This window comes from Patescibacteria group bacterium, from assembly GCA_034520665.1.
GTDB lineage: Bacteria > Patescibacteriota > Patescibacteriia > JAXHNJ01 > JAXHNJ01 > JAXHNJ01.
Genome location: JAXHNJ010000001.1, coordinates 275746 through 300280 on the forward strand (window position 1 = coordinate 275746; position 24535 = coordinate 300280).

28 protein-coding genes are annotated in these 24535 nt (G+C 34.0%); all 28 read left to right on the forward strand.

The features are described 5' to 3' along the window. Nucleotides 1-15: 15 nt before the first annotated feature. The 28 genes from U5L76_01435 to U5L76_01570 all read left to right on the forward strand — a co-directional run bounded on the left by U5L76_01435 (nt 16) and on the right by U5L76_01570 (nt 24443). Nucleotides 16-2751 carry a UPF0182 family protein gene (locus U5L76_01435; protein ID MDZ7798261.1) on the forward strand — a complete coding sequence of 912 codons (2736 nt, stop codon included), beginning with the start codon at nt 16-18 and terminating at the stop codon, nt 2749-2751. Between the two features lie 125 nt (nt 2752-2876). Further along, complete coding sequence (locus U5L76_01440) at nt 2877-3599, forward strand: hypothetical protein (GenBank protein ID MDZ7798262.1); 723 nt, start codon at nt 2877-2879, stop codon at nt 3597-3599. Nucleotides 3600-3609: 10 nt separating this feature from the next. Then, nucleotides 3610-3846 (forward strand): hypothetical protein, encoded by a 237-nt coding sequence (locus U5L76_01445; protein MDZ7798263.1) that lies wholly within the window; start codon nt 3610-3612, stop codon nt 3844-3846. Nucleotides 3847-3895: 49 nt separating this feature from the next. Next, a complete protein-coding gene (locus U5L76_01450; GenBank protein ID MDZ7798264.1) occupies nt 3896-4150 on the forward strand; it encodes a hypothetical protein in 255 nt (84 codons plus the stop codon). Between the two features lie 104 nt (nt 4151-4254). After that, nucleotides 4255-4851, forward strand: a complete 597-nt coding sequence (locus U5L76_01455) for a type IV toxin-antitoxin system AbiEi family antitoxin domain-containing protein (GenBank protein MDZ7798265.1) — start codon at nt 4255-4257, stop codon at nt 4849-4851. After that, nucleotides 4848-5576 (forward strand): nucleotidyl transferase AbiEii/AbiGii toxin family protein, encoded by a 729-nt coding sequence (locus U5L76_01460; GenBank protein MDZ7798266.1) that lies wholly within the window; start codon nt 4848-4850, stop codon nt 5574-5576. Before U5L76_01455 ends, U5L76_01460 begins: the two co-directional genes overlap by 4 nt. A 154-nt stretch (nt 5577-5730) precedes the next feature. After that, the gene (locus tag U5L76_01465) at nt 5731-7605 is read left to right on the forward strand and encodes a DUF2207 domain-containing protein (protein MDZ7798267.1); all 1875 of its coding nucleotides are present in this window, start codon (nt 5731-5733) and stop codon (nt 7603-7605) included. 622 nt (nt 7606-8227) lie between these two features. After that, on the forward strand, nt 8228-8926 hold the full coding sequence (locus U5L76_01470; protein ID MDZ7798268.1) for a hypothetical protein: 699 nt from the start codon (nt 8228-8230) through the stop codon (nt 8924-8926). A gap of 36 nt (nt 8927-8962) precedes the next feature. Then, a complete protein-coding gene (locus U5L76_01475) occupies nt 8963-10483 on the forward strand; it encodes a hypothetical protein (protein ID MDZ7798269.1) in 1521 nt (506 codons plus the stop codon). Between the two features lie 10 nt (nt 10484-10493). Continuing rightward, nucleotides 10494-10838 carry a phage holin family protein gene (locus tag U5L76_01480; protein ID MDZ7798270.1) on the forward strand — a complete coding sequence of 115 codons (345 nt, stop codon included), beginning with the start codon at nt 10494-10496 and terminating at the stop codon, nt 10836-10838. A 16-nt stretch (nt 10839-10854) separates the two neighbouring features. After that, nucleotides 10855-12462: a Na/Pi cotransporter family protein gene (locus U5L76_01485; GenBank protein ID MDZ7798271.1), complete on the forward strand. Its 1608-nt coding sequence runs from the start codon at nt 10855-10857 to the stop codon at nt 12460-12462. Nucleotides 12463-12514: 52 nt separating this feature from the next. Beyond that, on the forward strand, nt 12515-12739 hold the full coding sequence (locus tag U5L76_01490; protein MDZ7798272.1) for a hypothetical protein: 225 nt from the start codon (nt 12515-12517) through the stop codon (nt 12737-12739). Nucleotides 12740-13082: 343 nt separating this feature from the next. After that, a complete protein-coding gene (lexA, locus tag U5L76_01495) occupies nt 13083-13694 on the forward strand; it encodes a transcriptional repressor LexA (protein ID MDZ7798273.1) in 612 nt (203 codons plus the stop codon). A gap of 58 nt (nt 13695-13752) precedes the next feature. After that, nucleotides 13753-14151 (forward strand): transposase, encoded by a 399-nt coding sequence (locus U5L76_01500; GenBank protein ID MDZ7798274.1) that lies wholly within the window; start codon nt 13753-13755, stop codon nt 14149-14151. A 350-nt stretch (nt 14152-14501) separates the two neighbouring features. Beyond that, nucleotides 14502-14684 carry a hypothetical protein gene (locus U5L76_01505; GenBank protein MDZ7798275.1) on the forward strand — a complete coding sequence of 61 codons (183 nt, stop codon included), beginning with the start codon at nt 14502-14504 and terminating at the stop codon, nt 14682-14684. Nucleotides 14685-14781: 97 nt separating this feature from the next. Beyond that, a complete protein-coding gene (locus U5L76_01510) occupies nt 14782-14976 on the forward strand; it encodes a hypothetical protein (GenBank protein ID MDZ7798276.1) in 195 nt (64 codons plus the stop codon). Nucleotides 14977-14993: 17 nt separating this feature from the next. Next, nucleotides 14994-15242, forward strand: coding sequence for a hypothetical protein (locus U5L76_01515; GenBank protein ID MDZ7798277.1), 249 nt, complete (start codon nt 14994-14996; stop codon nt 15240-15242). 715 nt (nt 15243-15957) lie between these two features. Beyond that, the gene (locus tag U5L76_01520) at nt 15958-17163 is read left to right on the forward strand and encodes a DNA polymerase IV (GenBank protein MDZ7798278.1); all 1206 of its coding nucleotides are present in this window, start codon (nt 15958-15960) and stop codon (nt 17161-17163) included. A 454-nt stretch (nt 17164-17617) separates the two neighbouring features. After that, the gene (ssb, locus tag U5L76_01525; protein MDZ7798279.1) at nt 17618-18016 is read left to right on the forward strand and encodes a single-stranded DNA-binding protein; all 399 of its coding nucleotides are present in this window, start codon (nt 17618-17620) and stop codon (nt 18014-18016) included. 250 nt (nt 18017-18266) lie between these two features. Then, nucleotides 18267-18437 carry a hypothetical protein gene (locus tag U5L76_01530; GenBank protein MDZ7798280.1) on the forward strand — a complete coding sequence of 57 codons (171 nt, stop codon included), beginning with the start codon at nt 18267-18269 and terminating at the stop codon, nt 18435-18437. A 125-nt stretch (nt 18438-18562) separates the two neighbouring features. Then, on the forward strand, nt 18563-19072 hold the full coding sequence (locus tag U5L76_01535; GenBank protein ID MDZ7798281.1) for a hypothetical protein: 510 nt from the start codon (nt 18563-18565) through the stop codon (nt 19070-19072). A 385-nt stretch (nt 19073-19457) separates the two neighbouring features. Continuing rightward, nucleotides 19458-20027 (forward strand): hypothetical protein, encoded by a 570-nt coding sequence (locus U5L76_01540; protein ID MDZ7798282.1) that lies wholly within the window; start codon nt 19458-19460, stop codon nt 20025-20027. A 379-nt stretch (nt 20028-20406) separates the two neighbouring features. After that, nucleotides 20407-21018, forward strand: coding sequence for a hypothetical protein (locus U5L76_01545; protein ID MDZ7798283.1), 612 nt, complete (start codon nt 20407-20409; stop codon nt 21016-21018). A 79-nt stretch (nt 21019-21097) separates the two neighbouring features. Next, on the forward strand, nt 21098-21574 hold the full coding sequence (locus U5L76_01550; GenBank protein MDZ7798284.1) for a hypothetical protein: 477 nt from the start codon (nt 21098-21100) through the stop codon (nt 21572-21574). Between the two features lie 194 nt (nt 21575-21768). Then, complete coding sequence (locus U5L76_01555; protein ID MDZ7798285.1) at nt 21769-22530, forward strand: M23 family metallopeptidase; 762 nt, start codon at nt 21769-21771, stop codon at nt 22528-22530. Between the two features lie 91 nt (nt 22531-22621). After that, the gene (locus tag U5L76_01560; GenBank protein ID MDZ7798286.1) at nt 22622-23281 is read left to right on the forward strand and encodes a hypothetical protein; all 660 of its coding nucleotides are present in this window, start codon (nt 22622-22624) and stop codon (nt 23279-23281) included. Between the two features lie 193 nt (nt 23282-23474). After that, a complete protein-coding gene (locus U5L76_01565) occupies nt 23475-23657 on the forward strand; it encodes a hypothetical protein (protein ID MDZ7798287.1) in 183 nt (60 codons plus the stop codon). A 36-nt stretch (nt 23658-23693) separates the two neighbouring features. Further along, nucleotides 23694-24443, forward strand: a complete 750-nt coding sequence (locus tag U5L76_01570) for a hypothetical protein (protein MDZ7798288.1) — start codon at nt 23694-23696, stop codon at nt 24441-24443. Nucleotides 24444-24535: the final 92 nt, after the last annotated feature.

The window sequence follows — 24535 nt, forward strand, 5'->3', positions numbered from 1 at the left end:
ATTAAATTATTTTTTATGCCAATATTACACAAAAAAAGAATAGGATTAGGGTTCACTATGTTAATTATAGTTTTTCTATTTATCTTACTTAGTCAGAGCTTATCTTTAATCAGTGACTGGCTTTGGTTTTCCTCGGAAGGCTTTTTCACGGTTTTTTCTACTATTATTAAAACCAAAGTCTGGTTGGGGATTGCCAGCGGGCTGATTTTCTTTAGTCTTTTGAGTTTGAATTTTTATATTGCTTATCGTTTAAGCCGGGATTCTTCTTATGTATCAAGGATTAATTTTTTTAGTAAATTTGACTTGAGTAAACTCGGTTTGCGTATTTTACTGGGCCTCTCTTTAATTATCAGTACATTTGTCGGTCTGGTAGTTTCTGCTAGCTGGCTAAGTGTTTTAAAATATTTTCAAGGGGTTAGCTTTAATATAACCGATCCGATTTTTAGCCGTGATATTTCTTTTTATTTCTTTTCCTTGCCTTTTATTAAAATTATTTTAGGTTTTTTGTTTTGGCTGGTTATTCTTTCCTTGATTGGCGCCGCCCTGCAATACATCAGCCGGGGCCTTTTGAATATAAGCCAAAAAAGTTTTACCGTGACTAAAAAAGCCAAGGCTCATTTAAGTTTTTTAATATTTTTAATTTTTTCTTTGATAGCCGCTCGTATTTATTATGTTAGTATGACAGACCTTCTATATAAGTCGGCCGAGCTTTTTACGGGTGGTAGTTATACAGATATCACGGCCAGACTGCCCTTGCTTTGGGTTTTGTTCGGTTTGTCTTTATTTTGTGGACTAGTGGTTTTGTTAAATATATTTTTCCGCTGGCGCCGGTTTACCACTACAGTTATAGTTTTATTTTTAGCGGTTGGTATTTTAGGGGGGATGATTTATCCGCCTTTGGTCCAGCGGCTGGTGGTTTTACCTAATGAAATAGCTAAGGAAGAGCCTTATATAAAAAGAAATATTGAGGCCACCCAAAAAGCTTTTGCTTTGGATCGGGTGGTGGAAAGAGATTTATCCGGCGACAGCCAACTGACTTATGATGATATTAAAAATAATGAAATGGTAATTAAAAATATTCGCCTTTGGGAAAGAGAGCCCTTGCTTGATACTCTGGGCCAGGTTCAGGAGATCAGAACTTATTATGACTTTGTTTCAGTGGATAATGATCGCTACACAATTGACGGTGAATATCGCCAGACTATGATTTCTCCGAGAGAGCTCAACTCAAACAGCGTCCCTTCAGATACATTTATTAATCAGCGCTTAGCCTATACTCATGGCTATGGGGCTGCTTTAACTCCAGTCAATGAAGTAACCGAAGAAGGATTGCCCCAGTTGTTTGTAAAAGATATTCCGCCGCAATCAAGCGTTGATTCTCTAAAAATAAAAAGGCCAGAAGTTTATTTTGGTGAGTTGACCAATAGCTATGTGTTTGCTAATACTGAAGCTCAGGAATTTGACTATCCCAGCGGCGAGGAAAATGTTTATGCTGATTATCAGGGTGCCGGCGGAGTGAGAGTGGATTCATTTTGGAAAAAAGCTCTTTTTGCCGCTAATTTTCGTTCGCTAAAAATTCTTTTATCAGATGATATTAATCAGGAAAGCCGAGTGCTTTACCATCGTAATATCAAAGAAAGAGTAAAAAAAGTAGCTCCTTTTTTAATGCTTGATTCAGACCCTTATATTGTAATTGATGATGAGGGCCGCTTAAAATGGATTTATGACACTTATACTCATTCAGATAATTATCCTTACGCTCAGATGATGAATGTTCGCCAAGAAGGAAGTAGTGATTTTCCGACTTATAATAGTTTTAATTATATTCGTAACGCGGTGAAAGTAGTCATTGACGCCTACGACGGCTCGATGAAGTTTTATATTGCTGACGCCAAGGATCCTTTAATAAAAACCTATGAAAAAATATTTCCGCGTTTATTTAAATCCATGGATCAAATGCCCGAAGGCTTAAAAGCCCATCTGCGCTATCCTGAAGATATTTTCAAGTTTCAAACCGAGCTTTATTCCGTTTATCATATGGAAGAGCCCCAAATATTTTATAATAAGGAAGATAAGTGGGAAATTCCGCGTCTGGGCCAAAGCAGTCCGGACGACCCGATGATGCGTCATATTATCACTAAATTACCGGAAGAAGAAAAAGAAGAATTTATCTTAATGTTGCCCTTTACTCCCAAAAACAAAGACAATATGTCTTCCTGGATGGTCGCTCGCTCAGACGGTGATCATTATGGTGAATTGGTAGTTTACCGTTTTCCCAAGCAAAAGTTAGTTTTTGGGCCTTCGCAAATTGTTAACCGTATCAATCAGGATACTGAGATTTCCCAGCAGATATCGCTTTGGGACCAGCGAGGATCCGAAGTGATTCAGGGTAACCTTTTAGTTATTCCCATTGAAGAGTCTATTCTTTATGTTCGTCCGCTTTATATTAGAGCGGCCGGCGGCCAGATTCCCGAGCTTAAGCAAGTGATTGTGGCTTATGAAAAAAAGATTGTCATGAACCAGAATTTATCCACGGCTCTAAAAGAAATTTTTACCGGGGAAGCAGAGAGTGAGCCGGCTGTTTCCGAAAGTACCGCGGAAACTGAAGAAACCACTACTTCAAATGAAGAATTAATTAACCAGGCTAATCAATACTACAGGGCCGCCTTGGAAGCCCAGAAACAGGGCGACTGGACAGCTTATGGCCAGCAGATTGAAAAGCTGGGCCAGGTTTTGTCCGAATTGGAATAACAAAATAATTTTAACTTGACTTAATTTTAAACTTGTATTAAGATATTAATACGGTGGCTTCCTCAAAAAAAGATTATTTCTTTTGAGGGAGTTTTTATTTTTGTGATAAATTAATAAATTATATTATGATAAATAAGAAAAACAGACCGCCTATGTATAGTTACTGCGATTATCGTTGTGAAAAATGCTGGTATTCTTGGTATAAAAAATATTGTCCCATTTATAAAAAAGACAAAAAAAGGGTTATTAAACATAAATTAGGAGGGGAGGATCCTTATGATCTAAAAAACATTTTTAAGGATATAAAAGAAGATTTTAAAAAATCTAAAAATTTATTATACAAAAATGCTAAGAAATGGGAAATTAATTTAAATAAAAAAGATACTGTTAAGCAAATTCCAAAACCGAATTCGAATCATTTAAAATTATATTATAAAACAAAGAAATATTTTAATTTGGTTCATAATTATTTTGAAGAATGGGAAGATAAAATTATTAAGCCAAAATTAGCAGAGGAAATCGGGAATATATCTTGTTACCATTCTTTAATAGCAGTAAAATTATTTCGGACTTTGAATAGTTTATGGGAATCTAGGTTTGAGAATGAAGGAGAAAATGAAATTAGTTTAAAAGATGCTTATTATTCCGGAGAGATTGTGTTGAGAGGGATAAATATTTCCATTAATTCCTGGAAGGAGATTTATAAGGTAATTAAAGATGATAGAATTATTGAATTTCTAGGTAGATTAAAGGCAATTGAAAAAGAAATAAAAGATAAATTTAAAATTAAAAGGATTTTAAGTTGTGAAGAAATGTATTTATCTTTGGAAAAATATTTTAATCATTAATTTGAAACTTATGAAAAAATCAAAAAAAATTGAAAAAGATAAAGCAAATCACCATGATGGATATTTTGATGATTGTTCCATTTGCCAGGCCATGAAAAAAGCAGGGATAAAAATGAGAGATATTTCTGATGATGATTTTTATGCTACTGAAGTAAAACCTGAAAATTTAAAGGAAATTAAAAAAGCTTTTAAAAAAGCTCAAGATAAAGGGGCTATAGTAGGGGGTGAGTGGTTTGAAGAAAAATAATAAAATAAAAATTAATTGGTTGACTCGACTGTCGTTAAAATTTTGGCCAATGATGTGGATGAAGAGATTGGTACGCAAAGAAGGAATTAACTCAGAGTATTTTGAAAAAGCTCATAACCTTTTTTCAAAAGTTGAACGCATTGACTTTTTTCCTCTTTCTTCCGGTTTAAGAGGTTTTATAATTGTTATGAATCAAAGGACAGCCCTTTACTTTTATCAGGAAGATGATCATTTTATTTATGACGGCTATGAAGTAGGCCCTTATGAAAAAGGGAAAGTCACGATTTTTGATAAAATTAAGTAGTTATATAATTCTTATTTTATATTAAAAATCTGCTTATATTTTTATTGACTTATTTTTTAATTTATTTTATGCTAATATCAGTATTAATTCAGTAAATTAGCAATATGGCTAAATTAATGAATTGGCCTTATTTTAGTCAAAAATTAGACCAAAAAAAGATAAAAATATTCTCTCCCTTTGATTTAAAACGGTTATTTGGCGTGTCTGAAACCTCAATCAGATTTTTTTTGCATCGCTACACAAAAAAAGGCTATATAAAAAAATTAAAAAGGGGTTTGTATTGTTTGTCTAATCAACCGCCTAATGATTATTACTTAGCTAATAAACTATATGAACCTTCTTATATTTCTTTTGAGCAGGCTTTAAGCTATTATCATATAATACCAGAAACTGTTTATACCATTACGTCAGCCACAAGTAAAGCAACAAGGGAATTTGAATGTTTAGGTAAAAGTTTTTATTATCATCGAGTAAAAAAATCATTATTTTTTGGTTATAAACAGAAAATATTTTCTAACCAGATAATTTTAATGGCAAGAGCCGAAAAAGCTTTTGTGGACTATTTATATTTTGTTTCACTCAAAAAGAAAAAAATGCTGGATCGTTTTGACAAAAATAAAATTAATAAAGATAAAGTAATGAAGTTAGCTAGAGTTTATAAAAATAAAAAAATCAAAGAATTAATTATTAAATATTTATGATAGATTATTCTAGTCTTCAGAATTTAGCCACCGAATACAAAACTACTAATCAAAATGCAGCTAGAGAATATTGCCAGCATATTTTTTTGTCGAATCTTTATAAATTAAACTTAAGTGGGGTAGAGAATTTATTATTTAAAGGTGGCACAGCCTTGAAAATAGTCTATCAAAGTCCTAGATTTTCTGAAGATCTTGATTTCTCCTCATTTAGTTTGGATAAAAAAAATATTGAAGAAATATTTATTAATGTATTAGCGGAAATTGAGAAAAGCGGTTTTCAAACAAAATTAACTGAAGCTAAAAAAACTAGCGGTGGATATTTAGGCAAGGCGTTTTTTTTATTTCTGGATTTTAATTTGGAAATAATGATTCAAGTACATTTTAAAAAGGAAGAAAAAATTAATGGTGATTTTCATCTAATTACCAGCGATTATTTACCAGCCTATAATTTATTAGTTTTACCCGAGAATATTTTGGTTAATGAAAAAATAAAAGCAACCATTACACGCGGAAAACCCAGAGATTTTTATGACGTTTATTTTATCTTAAGAAAAAATTTATTAATTCCTGAAAATAAAGAAAACCTTAAAAAGGTCTTGAACAGTTTAGAAAATTCCAAAATTAATTTTAAACAAGAATTAGGAATTTTTTTACCCAAGGATCAGCAGCAGATTATTGGTAATTTTGAAAATGTTTTAAAAGCTGAAATAAAAAGACATTTGTAAATTTTATTTTTCTAATATTTTAAAAACTAGATAATATTTAGTGGAATTAAAGCGTTTGAAGATAGGCAAGGTTTTTTTAGGAGGGGCAAAGGTTTTAGGTAAGGCTTGGAAATGACTTCTCGTCATTTTGAGGTATTTTTGTTATAATATATTTATGAAAAAATACTTATTATTGTCAGTTTTAATACTTTCATTTTTAATACCAGGTGGGGCTGGCCAGGCTCAGGAAAAGTCCTGGTTTTTTAATAAATGGGATGTCGGCATTCAAGTTAATCAGGACGCCAGTATTATGGTTCAGGAGGGTTTAACTTATAATTTTACCGGTGATTTTTCCTATATAAAAAGAAGATTACCTAAAACCAAAGGCATAAAATATGATAATATCAGTGTTTTAGAAACTGATGGCAGCCGTTTATCTGAAGACAAAGTAGAGATTGAAGAAACCTCTTCGGAGGTAATTGTTACGGTACATTTTAATTTATCAAACACTACTCACACCTGGATTTTTGAATACACAGCTTATGGCGCGATTGGTTTTTTTGAAGATTATGATGAGCTTTACTGGAATGTAGTGGCTTTTGATCGGGAAGTGGAAATTAAAAAATCTCAAGCCACAGTTTATTTACCCCAGGAAATTGATCCTGATAATATTAAACAAAAAATTTATGTTGGGCGGTCTGATTCTAAGGAGGAAACACTGGATTACACGGCTGGTAGTAGGGAAATTAATTTTTTTGCCACTGATATTGCTCCTTATGAAAATTTTACTATAGTTTTGGGCTGGCCTAAAAATATAGTAAAATATCCCGGTTATCTTAATATTACTTCCGAGCCAGAAAGCTCTAATATTTATATAGACGGCCAGGCCTTGGCCAATAAAACGCCAGCTAATTTATTAATTGGCTATGATATTAATGCCGGTGAAAAGGATATTGCCGTAAAAAAATTCGGTCATACCACAGCTAGCCAAAAAGTGAATATTGAAAAAGGAAAGGATAAAAAATTAGATTTTAATTTGGAAGCTAAAGCCTGGTATTTTTATGGCAAAAAAGCCTTTTATTTTTTAATGTATTTATATTTTGCTTCACCGGTTTTTGTCGGCCTTTACCTTTATCTTAAATGGAAAAAACATGGTAAAGATCCCAAAAGCAAAGGCACGGTCATAGCCCAGTATGAGCCGCCGGACCATACCAGGCCGGCTGAGATGGGCACTTTAATTGATGAAAAAGCGGATTTGCATGATATTACCGCTACTATCATTGACCTGGCCTTTCAGGGCTATATTCGTATTCACGAGGAAGAGGACAAATCACTATTTGGTAAAAAAACTGATTATACTTTTGAAAAAAGAAAAGACTTTTTTGGCGATCAGACTCTTAAAGAATATGAACGCATGATTTTATCAAATTTATTTGGCTCAAAAAAAGAAGTTAAGTTGTCTGATTTAAAAAACAAATTTTATAAAATGCTCAAAAAAATAAAATCTTCTCTTTATAAAGATGTCACGGCTTTGGGCTATTTTGAGAGAAATCCGGAAACAGTACGGCATAAATATCTGGTGGTTGGGGTGGTTTTTGTGGCCGCCGGCTGGATTTTATTTTTAGTGCCGGCAATTTGGGGTATACTGATAATTATTTTTGGCTTGGTTATGCCTAAGAAAACTAAAAAAGGCGTCCAGGCCAAGTGGCACGCTGATGGTTTTAAAAAGTATTTACACACAGCTGAAAGATTTCGCTTGGGCCAATTAACCCCAGAGACTTTTGAAAAATATTTATCCTACGCCATGGTCTTTAAAGTAGAAAAGCAGTGGGCCCAGCGCTTTAAAGATATCTATAATCAGCCGCCGGATTGGTATGTTGGCCGTGGTGGAATAGAAGCTTTTGCGGTCACTAGTTTTGCCGCTAACCTTTCGGACAGTTTTAATTCAGTGGTGGCCAGTAATTTATCTTCTTCACCTTCTTCATCCTCTGGTTTTTCCGGCGGTTCGGCTGGCGGCGGCGGCGGTGGCGGCGGTGCCAGTGCTGGTTAGTTTTTTACAAATAAAAAAATCCCCGGCCCAAATAAACGAGGATTTACACGGTATTCTGCATATAGTAACAAATGGGGACTTTGATGTTCTTGATTTTAGGGGCCCCTAAAATATAGCAAGTGTGTACAGAATTTTGGTGTAATCTCGAATATTCGAGCCAGGTGATAGAAAAATGAACTATTTGTTATTTAGATATAATAAAACATTGAATTTTATTTGTCAAATATATTATAAATTTTAACTAAAATTAGCTAAAAAAAATTATGGAAATGACAACTGGAAAATTTTTAATGATTGTTGTGGCTGCTCTTATTTTAGGAGTAGTTTACTTAGGGGTTAAACAAAAGATGTTTTAACTTGGTTATTTTTTATTAAAAAAAAGTCTCCTCTCAAAAGACCCCTTATAAATAGGTTAAACTTTACATTAGCCCGCGTCGATGTATGCCTTTGGCCATAAATCCAGGATGTAAAGTTTTAAAGCCCATTTTAGAGATTTTGTGAGGAGACGTAAACTTAAAGAACTTGAATTTTGAATACTATCATCGGTTTAAATTCTTGTCAAGTTTAAGTGGCACTTAATAATTTTTACTAATTAAGATTATACTAATATTAGCTTAAAAAAATGTCATTTTATTCATATTTAGCCTTTTTTGTCTGGTTTTTTATTTTAGTGGTTTTAAGTTTTCTTAATTCCTGGGTTTGGGCTAAAGTATTGCCAGGGTTGAAATTCCGTTATTTTATAGCGCCGGGAGTGATGGTGCATGAGTTATCCCATGCCGTGATGTGCTTATTTATGTTAGCGCCGGTGAGAAAAATCAGTTTTTTCTCCCGCCAGGGCGGTTATGTCGAGCATGGACGCTCTCGTTTTGGTTTTTTAGGTAATACCTTAATTTCCATAGCCCCAATTTTTGGTATTAGCCTCGGTCTTTGGCTGATTATTTATTTATTTAATTTTTCTCTGGATATTAACTCAATCGATTTTGGCCTTGGGTTTAGTGATAATTTATGGGTACTTTTTAAAAGTGCCTGGCAGTTAATTAAAACAAACTGGTCAAGCTGGCCTTTCTGGATCTTTATTTATCTGGTTATTTCTTTAACCAGCAGCCTGGCGCCGTCCAAAAAAGATTTTCAAAACGCCTTTTGGGGCCTGGTTTTTATTTCTATTTTAGCTTATTTAGTTTTTTATCTCGGCCTTGGTAGCCATTATCTAGTGGATTTAATCGGCCAGTATTTAGGCTATGTCATTTCACTGGGAGTATTTTGGGGCTTAATTTCTTTAATCATTGGTTTGCCGGTTTATCTGATAAAAAAGGTATTATAATTTAATAAATTAATTATAATATGTTATAATATAGGTATGAATAAAAAAATAGCTATTATCTCTATTAGCGTTTTAATTATCTTGGTCGGCCTGATTATGGGCGGACTTTTTATTTTTCGGGGCAAAAATATACCGGTTTTAGGCCGAGTAGTGACTATTCCTTTGGTGGAAAAAGCCTCGGCTCAAGTGATGGATCAGATGATTAATAAAATGAAGTCTATTGAATCCGGCTATCTAGCCTGGCAAATGGGGCTGAATATGAAAGCGGCTGAAGAGGACGACTCGTCGGCTGATAACGAAAATATTGGTCTTAAGCTGGGTTCAACTCCTTCAGATGTTGTATTAAATCTTAACCTTGGCTTTGACTTTCAGGGTGGGCAGGAAGTCCTAGCCCAAAAAGGACGCTTTGATTTAAAGGGCGGCTTAAACTATAATGGCATGGATTATAAGCTTGGCTTTGAAAGTATTTATCGGCCGGATAAAATTTATTTTCAGGCTACCCAGATTCCAGCCATTCCATTTTTTGATTTATCCAGTTTAGCTAATCAGTGGTATTATGAAGATTATGAGGATTTATCGGATGATGTGCCTTATGTAGATAATATTGATGAAGTCAATCAAGTGGTTAACGATTTTAAGGATTCACTGGATAAACATAATTTTATTGAAGTTAAAAAAAGAATGGCTGATGAAAAAATTGATGATGTACCTTGTTTTCATTATTTAGTTAATATTGACCCGGAAAAGCTAAAACTTTTTATAACCGAATCGGAAGATTTACTGAATAATCTTAACGAAAATGTAAACTCACAGGCATTATTTGATGAAATGGATGAAACTATTAATAAATATACAGACATGATTAATCAAAAGGGGATTGAGGTTTGGATTGGCCAAAATGATATGATGATGAGAAAAATAGCCGTTGATATAAGATATCAGGAGAAAGAAGCTTTAGCCAGTTATCAATATGCGGACATAAATATGAGTTTAACTTTGTCTAATGTTAACCAGCCAATTTCAGTTACTATACCCGAAGGAGCCAAACCCTTGGAAGAGTTAGAAAAGGCAGTTAATGACATGACTGGTATTTTTAATTCTAATACTTCATTGCCCAGTACTAGCCTTAATTTAAACTCAAACACAAATTCTTCTTATAATTTTAACTCTAATATTTCTCTTAATGAAAATTTGAATAATAATTTAAACCAAAATACAAATACGAATATTAATATTAATACTAATTTAAATCTTAACCAGGACAGTGATAACGACGGCCTGACCGATATGGAGGAAATTATTTACGGCACTGACTCAAATGATCCGGACACTGACGGTGACGGCTATCAGGACGGAGCCGAAGTTGATTTAGGCTATGATCCCAACGGAGCCGGAAAACTGGATACAGATGCGGATGGGCTTTTGGACAATGAAGAGGAAATTTACGGTACTGATAAAAATAATAAAGACACAGATGGTGACGGCTATCTAGACGGAGAAGAGGTTTTGAATGGTTTTAACCCCAAAGGCGAGGGTAAGCTTTTAACTATTAATTAATAATAAGATTATGTATCTAATTTTAAGATTAATTATCAATGCTTTAATTATTTTGGGTATTGCTTACTATTTCCCTGGAATTAGTGTTAGCGGTTTTTATTCAGCTTTAATTATTGCTTTAGTTTTGGGTCTAGTTAATGCTTTAATTCGTCCGATTATTTTAGTCTTAACCCTGCCGGTTAATGTTTTGACCTTGGGTCTTTTTACTTTAATTATTAACGCTTTGCTTTTCTGGTTTGTCTCGACTATTGTTAAAGGCTTTGAAGTTGACGGTTTTGGCCCGGCTTTTTGGGGAGCGCTGGTCTTGAGTCTTGTTTCCTGGCTGACCAGCAGTTTTATTAAATCAATCAAATAGTTAGATAGTTTAATATATGAGTATCACGAAAATTATTTTTGAGTTAGCTGGCGGGCTGGCTCTTTTTTTGTATGGCATATTTTTGCTGAGCGAGGGTTTTCAGAAAATTGCTGGTGACCGTTTACAGAAAATTCTGGAAAAATTTACCAATCGGCCGATTAAAGGCATTGCTTCCGGAGCGGCCGTGACCGCTATTATTCAAAGCTCCAGTATTACTACGGTCATCTTGCTTGGCTTTATTAATGCCGGCTTAATAAATTTATCTTCAGCGGCCGGAGTGATTATGGGCGCTAATATTGGCACTACTATTACCGCTCAGATAATATCTTTTGATTTAGAGACCTTATCTCTACCCATTATTGCCATTGGTTTTTTATTTTGGTTTATTAGCCGTAATTTGAAGCTTAAATTTTGGGGCCAGGTTTTGCTGGGTTTGGGGCTTTTATTTCTTGGTATGAGTTTAATGTCACACGGAGTCGGGCCCCTAAAAGAAAACACGGCTATTTTTGAATGGTTTCTTAATTTAAGCCGTCAGCCAATTTTGTTAGTCTTGATTGGAGCCGCTTTTACCGGTCTAATTCAAAGTTCTAGCGCTACTACCGGCTTGGTTATAGTTTTTGCTAAAGAGGGTTTGATTGGCTTGGAGGGCGCTATACCTTTAATTTTAGGGGCTAATATTGGCACTTGTATTACCGTACTTTTAGCTTCGATTGGTTCGACCAAGAACGCCAAGCGTATGGCCTTGGTTCATTTAGCTTTTAATGTCTCAGGGGCTTTAATTTTTTACCTGATTTTAAGCTGGTTTATACCGCTGGTGGAAATGACGGCTTCTACCTTAGCTCGTCAGGTAGCCAACGCCCATACTATTTTTAATATAGTTTCCACTTTAATATTAATCCCCCTGATTCCCTTGTTAATTAAGTTAGTCAAAAAAGTTATTCCGGGCCAGGAAATAAAAATGGATCATCGGACTAAATTTATTAGTAAATATTTGCTGGATACACCAAGCATTGCTTTAGGCGAAGCTTTTAAAGAAACCATGCGCATGGCAGATATTTCTCAGGATATGATGGAAAATAGCTACCAGGCTTTTTTGGATAACCAGCCTAAAAAAGTGGAAATGATAAAAAAGCAAGAAGAAGCGATTGATCATTTTTATGACAAGATAAATAATTATTGCCGCCAGCTTTCGGAAAGAAATCTTTCCCATGAAGAAACTGAAAAGCTTTCCATGATTGTCCATAATCTTACTGATATTGAGCGGGTGGCTGACCATGTTAATAACATTATCCATATTACCAAACACAAATACAAAGGCGAAGTTAATTTTACCGCCACTTCAGTTAAAGAATTAAACGAAATGTTTGAAAAAGCCATTGAGATTTATCAAGACGCTATTTGTTCCTGGAAAAATAGTGATCAGGAACTGGCCAAAAAAGTTTTGCATGAAGAAGGGGAAATTGACGCTATGGAAAAAAGATTTCGTTTGGCTCATATTGCCCGACTGGAAAAAGGCGAGGCTGATCCGGCTTCGGGGGTTTCCTTTGAAAGTTTATTGGAAAATTTGGAAAGAATTGGCGATCATTCGGACAATATTGCTTATTCAGTTATTCACGGCTTTTAAATTTTATTTAATAAGTGTTATTATAAATTAGTAATCATTAAATAATAATTTTATGACTATTGATTTTAACGACGATATTGTCGATCAAGACGGTTACATGAAACATTTTAGCTATAGTGAGCGTATGAAAAAACTTTATCCGATTATGAAAGAGGCTAAGCAAAAACACAAAAAAATGAAGGAAACTTTTAAGATTAACGGACGAACTATTCAGTTTATTGTGGATAAGGATGGCACTGGTGTGCTGCGCAAAAAACCAATGACGGGCTGGTTTTAGGAGAATCTTAAAAGCCGTAATAGCCGTAGAGCCATAAAAGCCTTAAAACCTTATTGAATAGGGGATAGCCTCTTATTTTTAGGCTGTTTTTATTATTTTTTTTGCCACTTGTTTAACTTTATTCATAATAAACTTATTTACAAGCCGAAGCTCCGAGCAAAGTGAGGAGCGAAGACTTGACGTTCGCCCGTTCGACCAGGCTCAGGACGATTTAAATATTAGACATTTGTATTTATTTAATTAATTTGGCTGTAAAATAGGTATTTTTTTAATATCTATTGACGTTCGCTTTTTGTTCGTGTATAATGAATATGGTTGTGGATAATTATTAATTTTTAAATCTATGGCGGAATTAACCAAAAAACAGCAAGATATACTAAATTACGTAGTCAATTATATTCAAGACCATGAATACAGTCCTTCTTTTCAGGAAATTGGCCAGAATTTTGGCCTGTCTTCCAAAGCCACGGTTTCAGCCCATGTTCACGCCTTGATAAAAAAAGGTTATTTAAGAAAGGTCAAGGGCTTAGCTCGGTCTTTAAACCTGACTAAAAAAGTTTATCAGCAGGGCCAGGCCGTGCAGCTGCCGCTTTTGGGCTTGATCGCCGCGGGTGAGCCAATTGAAGCTATTGAAGATAATGAAATGGTTTCTGTACCGGCCGGGGTGGTGCAGGACGCCAACTCTTATGTTTTAAAAGTAAAAGGGCAGTCCATGATTGAAGAAGGTATACTGGATGGTGATTATGTGGTAGTGGAAAGGAATTTTTATCCGCAAAACGGAGACGTGGTAGTGGCTTTGCTGGATAATGAATATGCCACCTTGAAAAAATATTTTCGTGAGAAAAACCGCATTCGCCTGCAGCCGGCTAATAAAACCATGAAACCAATTTTTGCCAAGAATCCGGCTATCCAGGGCATTGTCCGGGGCATTTACCGGGTCTTTTCTCATGCGTAAAGGAAATATAAAGGAAACAGGAAGTGGCAAGACTGAAAAGTATTATTAATAATCTTTCATGAAAAAATATAATCTTAAGAACCAAGTTCATTTCATCACTATTAATACATATAAAAAATACTGGCTTTTTAAGAAAGAAAATCTTTGCCAAATAGTAATTGATAATCTAAATTTTTACCGCCGTAAATTTAGTTTTAAATTATTGGGTTACGTAATTATGCCTAATCATCTACATTTATTAATCCAATTAAATAAAAAATATAATGATATTTCAAAGGTAATGAGGGATTTTAAGAAATTTACAAGTGTTCAAATTATAAAGCAGTTAATAAAAGAAAATGAAAAAGATTTACTTAAGAAATTTTCTATGACTGGAAAAATTTTTAATTATCCCTCTACTCTGGGTACTGCCCGATCCTCAGATCGGGCCGGCTTTCCAGCTGAAGGCCGAATCTGAGGATTCGGCCTACCCGACTAGTTTTAGAAAGAAGAGAAAATATTCAGTCTGGATGAATGATTTTTACGACTTTAACATCTATTCCGAGAATCTTCTACTCTGGGTACTGCCCGATCCTCAGATCGGGCCGGCTTTCCAGCCGAATCTGAGGATTCGGCTTACCCGACTAGTTTTAGAAGGAAGAGAAAATATTCAGTCTGGATGAATGATTTTTACGATTTTAATATCTATTCCGAGAATTTTCTACTCTGGGTACTGCCCGATCCTCAGATCGGGCTAGTCTCTCGGCCGAATCTGAGGATTCGGACTACCCGACTAGTTTTAGAAAGAAAAGAAAATATTCAGTCTGGATGAATAATTTTTACGACTTTAATATCTATTCCGAGAATAAACTAGAGCAAAAACTTAATTATATTCATAATAATCCAGTCAAAGCCAAGATAGTTAAAAAACCTGAGGATTATAAATGGTCTTCTTACAGAAATTATTATTTGGATGATGATTCAATAATAGAAATTAATCAGTTATTTTAAATAATTTAAATTCTTAAAATATGGTATTACTAAATATTATTTCTGGGTAGGCGAAAGCCCTCGCTTTTGCCATACTTTGATGCTTAAAACATTTTCTATGACTGGCAAAATTTTTAATTATCTCTCTACTCTGGGTACTGCCCGATCCTCAGATTGGGCCGGCTTTCCAGCCGAATCTGAGGATTCGGCCTACCCGACTAGTTTTAGAAAGAAAAGAAAATATTCAGTCTGGATGAATGATTTTTACGATTTTAATATCTATTCCGAGCATAAATTTAATAATAGAAATTAATAGACTATAAAAAAAACATGCACGAAAAAATTAACGAGCCAATAAAAGTTCTAGCTTCTTTTTTAAAAGGGCAGGTTAGTCCGCTTTCTTTTGTTTGGCAGGGCCGGCGCTATAATCCGACTAAAATTAATTTGGTTCATTCAGAGAGAAAAGGTAAAGGAAAAATTTATTATTTTTCGGTTTCCGATAATTCTAATTTTTACCGGCTGGCTTTTAATAATGAAAATCTTAACTGGCGCTTGATGGAAATATATTCGCAAAATTAAATTTTTTAGATAAAAAAAGACCCGGACAACAAACAGGTCTCATAATAATGAAAAGATTTGTCGTCCGGGTTCCCCACATCAAGAAAGAGAAAATATGAGGGGCAAATTTCCCGTGCCCAGCAGTTTATAGCTCGGCGAACGCCGGCTAAACACGGACGAAAATTCGCCCCCTAGCTCTCTTTCAATAAAAATTATTTTAAAAAGGGCAAAGTAATTTTATACAAAATAATAATTTTGTCAAGTATTTTTTGGCTACCAAGCTTATTTTTGGCTAATATTAGTTTATTAATATCTAAATTCTAAACAAATTTTAAATTACAATATTTTAAACTATAAATTATTTTGATTTTTCGAGAATAGAACCAAATACTTTCATAAGTTTTGTAGATTCGTTGATTAGTATATTTTTTTTCTCCCACTTGTTGATTTATAGGATTAGTTAACCTTTTTATTATCAACAAAAAGATATCTCAAAAATTATCTTACACATTGATATGAATAGCTATTTTGCTTCTTGTGAACAGCCCCGCACCACTTCTCTTCGGCGCTCAGAGTTGGATGCGGGACGAAGTTTAATTAATTTTATATTTTTATGACTTCGATTATCTTACATATTGACATGAACAGCTATTTTGCTTCCTGTGAGCAGCCCCGCACCAATTCCTCGTTTTACTCGGAACGATGCGGGACGAAGTTTAATTAATTTTATATTTTCATGACTTCGATTATCTTACACATTGATATGAACAGCTATTTTGCTTCTTGTGAACAGCAAGCTAATCCTTTTTTACGGGGTAGACCGGTCGGAGTTTGCGCTTATTTGTCAGAGCAGGGTTGTATTATTGCTTCGTCCATTGAAGCTAAAAAAAAAGGAGTGAAAACTGGCTGTCGCGTCAAGGAAGCCAAGCAGCTTTGTCCAGATATTTTTTTAATGGAAAACGAGCCGGCTAAATACCGCAGTATTACTAAAAAAATTTTCTCTATTCTAGCCGAATATACCGATAAACTAGAGCCTTACAGTATTGACGAGGCTTTTTTAGATCTCACTGGTTGGTCTAAAAACTTTAAACAAGCTAAAGAAAAAGCTAAAGAAATTAAAGATCGAATAAAGAACGAAGTCGGGGACTGGCTCAAAGCCTCGGTCGGTCTTTCTTACACCCGCTGGCTGGCCAAATTTGCTTCAGACCAGGCCGATAAAGATAGTATTTTAATAATAAAGAAAGATAATTTAGATAAATTTTTAAAAAGACCCTTAACCAGTGCTTGGGGTATTAATTACCGACTGGAGAGTAGACTAAAATCTTTGGGTATTTTTAATTTGCTCGATTTAAAAAAATATCCAGTAGCTAATCTAATGCAAGTTCTGGGTCGGCCTGGCTATTATCTCTGGGCTAATGTTAACGGTCTACCGACAGAAAAAGTAAAAAAACAAAAAGAGCCTAAATCAGTCGGTCATAGCTATTGTTTATACCAAAAATCAAAGGATATCGATTATTTATCTTCAGTTTTGCTCAAGCTTTGCGAAAAAACCGGCCGCCGCCTGCGGCTTTTGGAAAAAGAGGCTCACTCAATCAGCTTTGGCTTAAGATTTAAAAACGGCGGCGGCCTTCATCAGGTAAAGAGAATTAAAAATGGTCTTTTTACCACCAAAAGTATTTTTCGAACTGCTTTAAAGATTATGTCAAAAATTCATCTTTATGAAGAAGTTTCTTTTCTAGCCATATCAGTTTCGCACCTGTGGTCAATCAGCCGGCAAATGTCTCTTTTTAAAGATAATCTTAAAGAAAAAGAGATAAGCTTGGCTATGGACAAAATTAATGATCAATACGGCCAGTACTTGGTTTACTGGGGGAGTATGCACGGCACTGATAAAGTGGCCCGCGACCGCATTGGCTTTCGTAAAACTGTTAATACAAATTAAGAAGCGGGTAAACTTTAAATTAAAAAACTATCAAATAGGACATTTCTAAATAATTCAAAGTAGGACATTTCTAGCTCACCTTTACATGAGTATTATTTTTTCTTGACAAAAAACAAGGGAGTGATATAATTAAGTGGTAATCAAGCCGTCGGTAACACAATAGCCGTCGGATAAAAATAAAAAGAAAAATCAAAACATAAAAATTTGTCCATTAAAATCGGAGGAAAGAGAAAATTAGCTTAGCGCCGTCGGAATTAAGCGCCGTCGTGATAAAGTGTGGATAAATTTACTTATTATTAAAAATATTATGAATAACTTAAAAAAATTTATTATTTATATAATCACTGGTCTTATTAAAGACATTATATTTATTAACCAAACACCTCTTAATTTATAAAAGAGGTGTTTTTGTTTTTTAAAACAAAGTTGGTGGCTTAGCAAAAAGGAAAAAAATATGGATGTAAACAAAGTAACCTTGCTGGGTAATCTAACCAAAGATCCCGGCGCCAAGAAACTTTCATCTGGTCAAACAATTTCATTTTTTGACCTGGCCACTAACTATTCCTGGAAAGACGTTAAAACTAAGCAGAAAAAGGATTCTGTGGAGTATCATCATGTCTTAGCCTGGGGTAAACTAGCTGAAATTATTAAAAAGTATCTGAAAAAAGGCTCTCGAGTCTATTTAGAAGGCCGTTTGCAGCATAAGTCCTGGAAAGACAAAAAAGGTAATTTTCAAAACAAGACTAATGTGGTGACTGATAACCTGATTATGCTCGGTCATAACGGCAAGAAAGGAGCTGAAATGACTAAAGAAGACATTGATGTTGATGAAATAAAAGTGGATGAAGATTAAATTTATACGGGTCTGATGATTTATCATCGGACCTCCACTTCTGCACACATTGGGGCGATAAGCATTTTGCTCTTAAAAAATTAACAAATTAAGTTTAAGCCACCAAAATTTGTCTATAAAAATGTTTATTTGATTTTCCGTGTGTGCGGAGGTGGGGGGACGTTAGAGACATTATACATAATCTAAAAAATAATTAGCCGGCCTATGTTTGGCCACAAATCGCTCTTTAAACCTTATAAGGAGGTGTAAAATGGGAAAGAAGATAAAGCATGTTCCTGAAAATCTACTCGAGCAGGCAACTAATGATACCATGGGTGTTTCCAAAGATAACCGCGGTTATTGGAAGGGAACAAACACTGATACTGGTAAGACTGCCACTGGTAAATCAGCTGAAGAGATTAGCGATAAACTCGATGATTAATTCATTTCCTAGTTCCGGGCAGTTATTATTTTTTTAATTGCTGCTCGGACATTTTTTTAAAATAGTAATTTTAGTATTTTGTAGATTAACGTTTTTTATGCGTAATCTCTATCTTTTTTAAAAATATGACTAAAATACTATACGAACCCAAAAAAGACTTAAAAAATTGGCTAAGAATAAAAGATAAATATCCAGAAAGTTTTACAATTACAAAGCATTATCCTTTTGATAAAGATATTATTTTAAAAAAAGAAAATTTTAGGAAAATTTTATCTTCCATTAGCAAAACTAAAACAAAGTACTTTAATATTCAGGCAAAAATAATAAAAAAAACTTGGCAGACTAGAGAAGATAAAATTATTAATAAAATTACTGATTATTTAAGTTTTCCTTTTAGTAAAATTGATTTTAAAGCTAATTTAACCACAGCTTATTTAATGCCTTATGATTATAAAGATAAATGGTTTATGATTCCCACTCACAAAGGCATTGAAGATCAGATTCTATGTTTAATTCACGAACTTTTTCATTTATATCAGGTTAAAAAAAATCCAAATATGAACGAGGTAAAAAAAGAAAAAGAAGTAAAAGATTTTTTAAAAAATATTAGAAAAAGTGATCATTTCAAAAAATAAAAAAGAGGAAAGTGGCTATACAATCCTCAGCCTTTACGGCTCCACAATTCCTCAGGGGTTATGAGCCCCTACTATTCGAGTTTTTCTCCTTATAGGAATTGTTTTAGGTGGTTAAAAATACCTATTGGGTGAGTTAGAAAGCTGTCTGCACCTTTCTAATCTAACAAAGATTTATAAGCCACTTTCCATCTGGTTGTTCAAAGTGCCATTATTAATTTATATTTTTTGACTTATGTTGTCAAGTATAATTGAGGAGGTGATATCTTTGAACAAAAAAGACTATCTTATATTGATAGTCAATAAATTTCCTAGCTTGGGTAAGTATCTGTCTATTTACCCAAGCCAAATCATGAACCTTAGCTCTTTGAAAAGGAGGTGAAAAAAGATGAGACGCTTTATTTCACTTCTCATGGTTGGCTTGTTGTCATTTACTATGATGGCTAGTATCAGTTGCGAGCGGAGCGAGACGTCGGTGGAGGCGAAGTCAGATAAAGAGAGAAAAAAAGTTTCCATCCACTATGTAGGTAATGAAAGCCATGAAGATGTTTTAGCCAGTATTAGGAAAACAGAAAAATTGACTGGACATACTTTTTCCGATGAACAAAAAACTAAAATGCTGCAAGATTTCAGAGATTTTCAGTCAAAAAATAATCCTCAATCTTCTAAGCTTGCTACCAGTGTTATTACAGCCTACACTTGTTATTATGTCTATAATGGAGATAAAGATCTCAAACTTGAATTCAAGTGGTGGGCCGGACATCCTCGTTCTTATTACTTTACTACACCGAACTGGACTCTTTACTGGCTAATTAAAGTCTGTTATGGAGGAAATATTTTGAGCTGGACTTGGATGGAAGGTGGATACCAGAGAGTATCAGCTATTGTTGGGTCTTGCGTCTATCTTCCTTTAGGTTCTTCTTTTGTCCGTTCTTATCTATGGCTTGTTTATTATTAGCCTTTGTGTTAGGTAGCTTCTACTTTTACAAAAGTCAGGAGCTACCTAAATTATAATTACTCTATTATGTATATTATCAATATATCTCTTAAAAAATTTATAATAATAATTGGATCGTACATTCTTATTGGTATAATATTAAGTTTTATTTTTAAAGATGATCAGGCCAATAATTATTTTGATTTGTTAATTAACCAATTGCCATCAAGTTTACCAACTCTTTTAGTATATTTATTAGCTCGCTTTTTATACATATTATTTTGGCCAATAGGTATTTTGAGTTTTATATAAAGAATAAATCCGCGGTTTGGGTAATTTTCTGTCTATTTACCCAAGCCAAATCATGAACCTTAGCTCTTTGAAAAGGAGGTGAAAAAAGATGAGACGCTTTATTTCACTTCTCATGGTTGGCTTGTTAGTTTTTATAACTACGGCCAGTGTAAGTTGTGATCGGACGGAAACTCCAGTGAAGGCAAAAAATGATAAGACTGATATTTATCAGGACGAAGATTTTGTCTCACAGCTTGAAGAAATTCAGCTCTACATGAGTTGGGTGGATAAAGTAGAGCCTTATGTTACGCGCCATCAGGATATGACTTATTCAGTGGATTGGTCCGGATTTTACACCAGTATTAATAAAAATAACCTGACTAGTCAGGATAAAAAAATACTGGAAGATCTTGAAAAATCTGTGCCTATTGCCAATGAAAATATTCTGAATAGCAGTAATAAAGCCCTGCCAAATTCTACGCAGTCTATTTACGAAGTTTGGTACTGGTGGGGTAAAAAGCTCTGCTTTACTGGTGATGATGCTGTTTACTGGAGTACTGGCTTTGCTAATGCCGGCTGGGTTATTAATAAACTCGGTGTGCCTGGTGTAGTATTAGGCGCTTATATTGGCTGGGCCCAAATATTAACCTACCAGTGTGGTGGTTTTTGTCTGGTTAGTTCTTGGCTTTATCCGGCTGCTGTCTGGGTTTATTGCCCGTAAAACAACACGGGGGGAGAAAAAGAAAATTATTTTTCTTCCCCCAATTTTTTAAAATTTATTATTTAGATATAATAAAATTATGGATTATAAAATAATTTCTCTTATTAGCTTTCTATTTATTGCCTTAGCTTCAATTTTTTATGGTTTCTATAAAATTAAAAAGGAAAAAGTTTTAAAGAAACCAGTTTTAGCCTTTTTATATTTAATACAAATTATAATTTTTGTTGTTTTTATCTATATAGTGACTAAGAGGTATTTGGGTGGCTCGAATTTAACTAATAATAATTTTTTCTTTAAATTTGGACCTTTATTAATAATTATTCCAGCCGGGCTTTTTGATTTATACAAAGCTTTTAGCAAGAGTAAAAAAATATTTTATTGGCATCTGTTGGCTTATTTAGTCCTATTAGTTTTTATGTCACTGCTTTATTTAAACTTTAATTTAGCTATCTGGCAGGTACAGGTGATGTTTTGTATTACTTTAGTTTTAATTGTTTTTGTGGCTTATAAAGCTAATAAGGCTGAACAAGAACACAAAAAAAAGTCAAGAAAATAAATAAATTGTTCTTTTAACTTCCAAAAAAAGGAGGTCGCCTATGAAACAAAATAGGTTTGTCTGGACCACGTTAGTCGTGGCCAATTAATTCGTTTCGGTATTAAGTACAGCTCATCTTAAGTTTTTACATCTGTCTGCCTGTACTTAGTTACCGAAAAACTTGTTTGTTCTTTGAAAGAAAGAAGGTAACAAAAATGTTAGGCAAGATTTCGGTTTTTACGGTATTAATTCTTTTTGCCAGTTTCTTTTTCCTGCCTGCCTGCGATACCTTTGATGGGGATTCCGAGAATCCAGTGGGGGTAAATGAGGAAGAAGGTTCTTCTGAAAATCCAAAACCAGAAACCCTGGATTTTCCGGCAAGCCAATGGAATGAAAATGTAACTCATTCTGATGGTGACTCCATTACTGTTGAAGGGTCAAAAATGGCTGAGCAAAGAAAAATGCTTACTGGAGTCGGCCAGTATAATTCTTTTCCTTGGAGTTGGCACCTGCCTTTCAGAGGTTGTTGGTATATGACCTGTGGTTATGGTTGTGGCTATCACCAAGGTAATGATTATTATTCAACAGATTGGGCTGTAGGAGGAAATCCTTGCGGCTATGAAGTTCTGGCTCCCGGGGCTGGTTGGGTGCTTTGGGCTGGATATAAATCCGGTTATGGATATACGGTTTTAATTGAAGCTGGTCCAACAGGCCAGAGTAACGGAAATCGTTATATCTATCGTGTAGCCCACTTGAGTCGCATTGAAGTAGTGCCTGGCTGGTGGCTTCCCCGAGGATGGAGAATTGGAAGACATGGAAATACTGGAAATTCTACAAATTGTCATATTCATTGGACTGTTTATCGCGGACGTTATGCTGGGTATGGCAATGTTTATGGGTCCAGTTTTCCGCCCAGTTGGAGTTCAGGAGTTGATGGCTTTAATGGAAATTATGGAAGGTGGTGTTCAAAACAGTAGAGGACATTTTTGGGTGGAAAGAATACTTAATAAGTATTCTTTCCACCCTTTCTATTTTTTTTAATTAATTAATAAATTATATATAAATCCTATGAAAAAAACATCTATTATCTATCTAATTATTATTTTATTAGTAGCCACTATTTTTGGATACTTATTTTTTATTCGAAGTAAAACTAGTGTAAATGATGACAAAATTATTATTACGAATAAATCAAATAATAATAATATTAATAAAGTTTTAACAAATCAAAATACATATTTTAATAAAAAACTTGGTTTTAGGGTAGCGCTTCCGAGCTCTATAAATTTTTGGCAAGAGCAAGAAGGAACTCTTTCTCATCGAAATACTCAAAAAGAAGACCGAGTTACATTTTTATTAAATAATACATCCGGGGATGATTATTTTCTTGAGGATCCTTTTTGGGTTGTAGTTCATGTATTAAATTCTCAAGATAAAAATGCTGTTCAATGGGCTGAGTCTGGTATTGATGCTCCGAGAATATTAGAAGGATATGGTGAGCTTTCAAAAATTGTTGAAAGTAAAACTATTAAAATAAATAGTATAGAATGTATTGAACAAATTGAAAAAAGCGGAGAAGAAGCAACTACTTCCGCCTATCAGAAAATAATTTATTGCGTTAATAATAGCAGAATTTATGTAATTGAGGGTTATTCAAAATCAAAAGATGATTTTATGCTTTATAATGAAATATTTGCTAAATTTGTAGAAAATTTTGAATTTATATAAATATATGATTCTTCGGATATTATAAAAAGGAGGTGGCCTATGAAACAAAATAGGTTAACACGAGCCATGATAAACATGGCCGATTAATTCATTTCGGTATTAAGTACAGCTCATCTTAAGTTTTTACATCTGTCTGCCTGTATTTAGTTACCGAAAAACTTGTTTGTTCTTTGAAAGAAAGAAGGTAACTAAAATGTTAGGCAAGATTTCGGTTTTTACGGTATTAATTCTTTTTGCCAGTTTCTTTTTCCTGCCTGCCTGCGATACCTTTGATGGCGATTCGGAGAATCCGGTGGGGGTGACTTCACAGGACACGGAGATTTCCCATCAAGACGATCCTGGAATCAGTGATTCTGGGGAAGAGACGGGAGAATAAGAAGTTCTTATCTCCCTCAATTTTTTTACTAAAATTATGCCTTATCCCCATCTTAAATTTCGTAAGAATGCTAAAAAAGATTTTGAGAGTCTTTGTCTTTTTGTGGATGAAGCGAAATATAGTGAGGGTAGAAACTTAAACTGGGCTGTATTTGAAAAATATCCTCACTTAAAAAAATATTTTAATATAAATAAAGACTATAAAATAAAGAATCAGAAAATGTTGCAAAATTTTATTAAACAGAATTATCAAAGTAGAGGCAAGGGTATGGATAAAGCTTTGAAAAAACATAAAAGAAACTGGCAAAAAGTAGCCCCTAATTTTTTCTTTTTGGTTGATGAGATTTTTAAAAAACGCGAATGGCCTCAAGGAAAATATATTGCTTATGGTACCATCTGGCATCTCTATCCTCGTTATTTAGAAGATAAAACTTTCCAAATTCCTTTTTGGCATTCTAAAGCTAAATATATCTTAGTAGTAATAGCTCATGAATTGTTGCATTTTATGTTTTATGATTATTTTTATAAGAGGTTAGCAAAATATCATTCTCGTCGATATAATTTTTTTGTTTGGCATATTTCTGAAGTTTTTAATAATCTAATACAAAATTCATCAGCCTGGCTGAATTGTTTTAAAATGAGGTCGCTAATTTATCCCCAGCACAAGAAAATCGTAAACCATATTAAGTCTACTTTAGACAAAAAAAGTGAATGGAATCTTGATGATTTGGTAGATCTAATTATTAAGGAAGTAAAAAAAGAATTTAATAAAAAAAACATAAATTAGTCAAAACCCCACAACTTCGTCCAAAAACCAAACAATTTACCCGACCCAACCACCAAAAACCTTCACCTATTGACCAAAAACCAAACAATCAA

Excerpts from the sequence above, each read along its gene's own strand:
- U5L76_01435 (MDZ7798261.1), top strand. The coding sequence starts at position 16 with ATGCCAATATTACACAAAAAAAGAATAGGATTAGGGTTCACTATGTTA.
- U5L76_01440 (MDZ7798262.1), top strand. The coding sequence starts at position 2,877 with ATGATAAATAAGAAAAACAGACCGCCTATGTATAGTTACTGCGATTAT.
- U5L76_01445 (MDZ7798263.1), top strand. The coding sequence starts at position 3,610 with ATGAAAAAATCAAAAAAAATTGAAAAAGATAAAGCAAATCACCATGAT.
- U5L76_01450 (MDZ7798264.1), top strand. The coding sequence starts at position 3,896 with ATGATGTGGATGAAGAGATTGGTACGCAAAGAAGGAATTAACTCAGAG.
- U5L76_01455 (MDZ7798265.1), top strand. The coding sequence starts at position 4,255 with ATGGCTAAATTAATGAATTGGCCTTATTTTAGTCAAAAATTAGACCAA.
- U5L76_01460 (MDZ7798266.1), top strand. The coding sequence starts at position 4,848 with ATGATAGATTATTCTAGTCTTCAGAATTTAGCCACCGAATACAAAACT.
- U5L76_01465 (MDZ7798267.1), top strand. The coding sequence starts at position 5,731 with ATGAAAAAATACTTATTATTGTCAGTTTTAATACTTTCATTTTTAATA.
- U5L76_01470 (MDZ7798268.1), top strand. The coding sequence starts at position 8,228 with ATGTCATTTTATTCATATTTAGCCTTTTTTGTCTGGTTTTTTATTTTA.
- U5L76_01475 (MDZ7798269.1), top strand. The coding sequence starts at position 8,963 with ATGAATAAAAAAATAGCTATTATCTCTATTAGCGTTTTAATTATCTTG.
- U5L76_01480 (MDZ7798270.1), top strand. The coding sequence starts at position 10,494 with ATGTATCTAATTTTAAGATTAATTATCAATGCTTTAATTATTTTGGGT.
- U5L76_01485 (MDZ7798271.1), top strand. The coding sequence starts at position 10,855 with ATGAGTATCACGAAAATTATTTTTGAGTTAGCTGGCGGGCTGGCTCTT.
- U5L76_01490 (MDZ7798272.1), top strand. The coding sequence starts at position 12,515 with ATGACTATTGATTTTAACGACGATATTGTCGATCAAGACGGTTACATG.
- lexA (MDZ7798273.1), top strand. The coding sequence starts at position 13,083 with ATGGCGGAATTAACCAAAAAACAGCAAGATATACTAAATTACGTAGTC.
- U5L76_01500 (MDZ7798274.1), top strand. The coding sequence starts at position 13,753 with ATGAAAAAATATAATCTTAAGAACCAAGTTCATTTCATCACTATTAAT.
- U5L76_01505 (MDZ7798275.1), top strand. The coding sequence starts at position 14,502 with ATGAATAATTTTTACGACTTTAATATCTATTCCGAGAATAAACTAGAG.
- U5L76_01510 (MDZ7798276.1), top strand. The coding sequence starts at position 14,782 with ATGACTGGCAAAATTTTTAATTATCTCTCTACTCTGGGTACTGCCCGA.
- U5L76_01515 (MDZ7798277.1), top strand. The coding sequence starts at position 14,994 with ATGCACGAAAAAATTAACGAGCCAATAAAAGTTCTAGCTTCTTTTTTA.
- U5L76_01520 (MDZ7798278.1), top strand. The coding sequence starts at position 15,958 with ATGACTTCGATTATCTTACACATTGATATGAACAGCTATTTTGCTTCT.
- ssb (MDZ7798279.1), top strand. The coding sequence starts at position 17,618 with ATGGATGTAAACAAAGTAACCTTGCTGGGTAATCTAACCAAAGATCCC.
- U5L76_01530 (MDZ7798280.1), top strand. The coding sequence starts at position 18,267 with ATGGGAAAGAAGATAAAGCATGTTCCTGAAAATCTACTCGAGCAGGCA.
- U5L76_01535 (MDZ7798281.1), top strand. The coding sequence starts at position 18,563 with ATGACTAAAATACTATACGAACCCAAAAAAGACTTAAAAAATTGGCTA.
- U5L76_01540 (MDZ7798282.1), top strand. The coding sequence starts at position 19,458 with ATGAGACGCTTTATTTCACTTCTCATGGTTGGCTTGTTGTCATTTACT.
- U5L76_01545 (MDZ7798283.1), top strand. The coding sequence starts at position 20,407 with ATGAGACGCTTTATTTCACTTCTCATGGTTGGCTTGTTAGTTTTTATA.
- U5L76_01550 (MDZ7798284.1), top strand. The coding sequence starts at position 21,098 with ATGGATTATAAAATAATTTCTCTTATTAGCTTTCTATTTATTGCCTTA.
- U5L76_01555 (MDZ7798285.1), top strand. The coding sequence starts at position 21,769 with ATGTTAGGCAAGATTTCGGTTTTTACGGTATTAATTCTTTTTGCCAGT.
- U5L76_01560 (MDZ7798286.1), top strand. The coding sequence starts at position 22,622 with ATGAAAAAAACATCTATTATCTATCTAATTATTATTTTATTAGTAGCC.
- U5L76_01565 (MDZ7798287.1), top strand. The coding sequence starts at position 23,475 with ATGTTAGGCAAGATTTCGGTTTTTACGGTATTAATTCTTTTTGCCAGT.
- U5L76_01570 (MDZ7798288.1), top strand. The coding sequence starts at position 23,694 with ATGCCTTATCCCCATCTTAAATTTCGTAAGAATGCTAAAAAAGATTTT.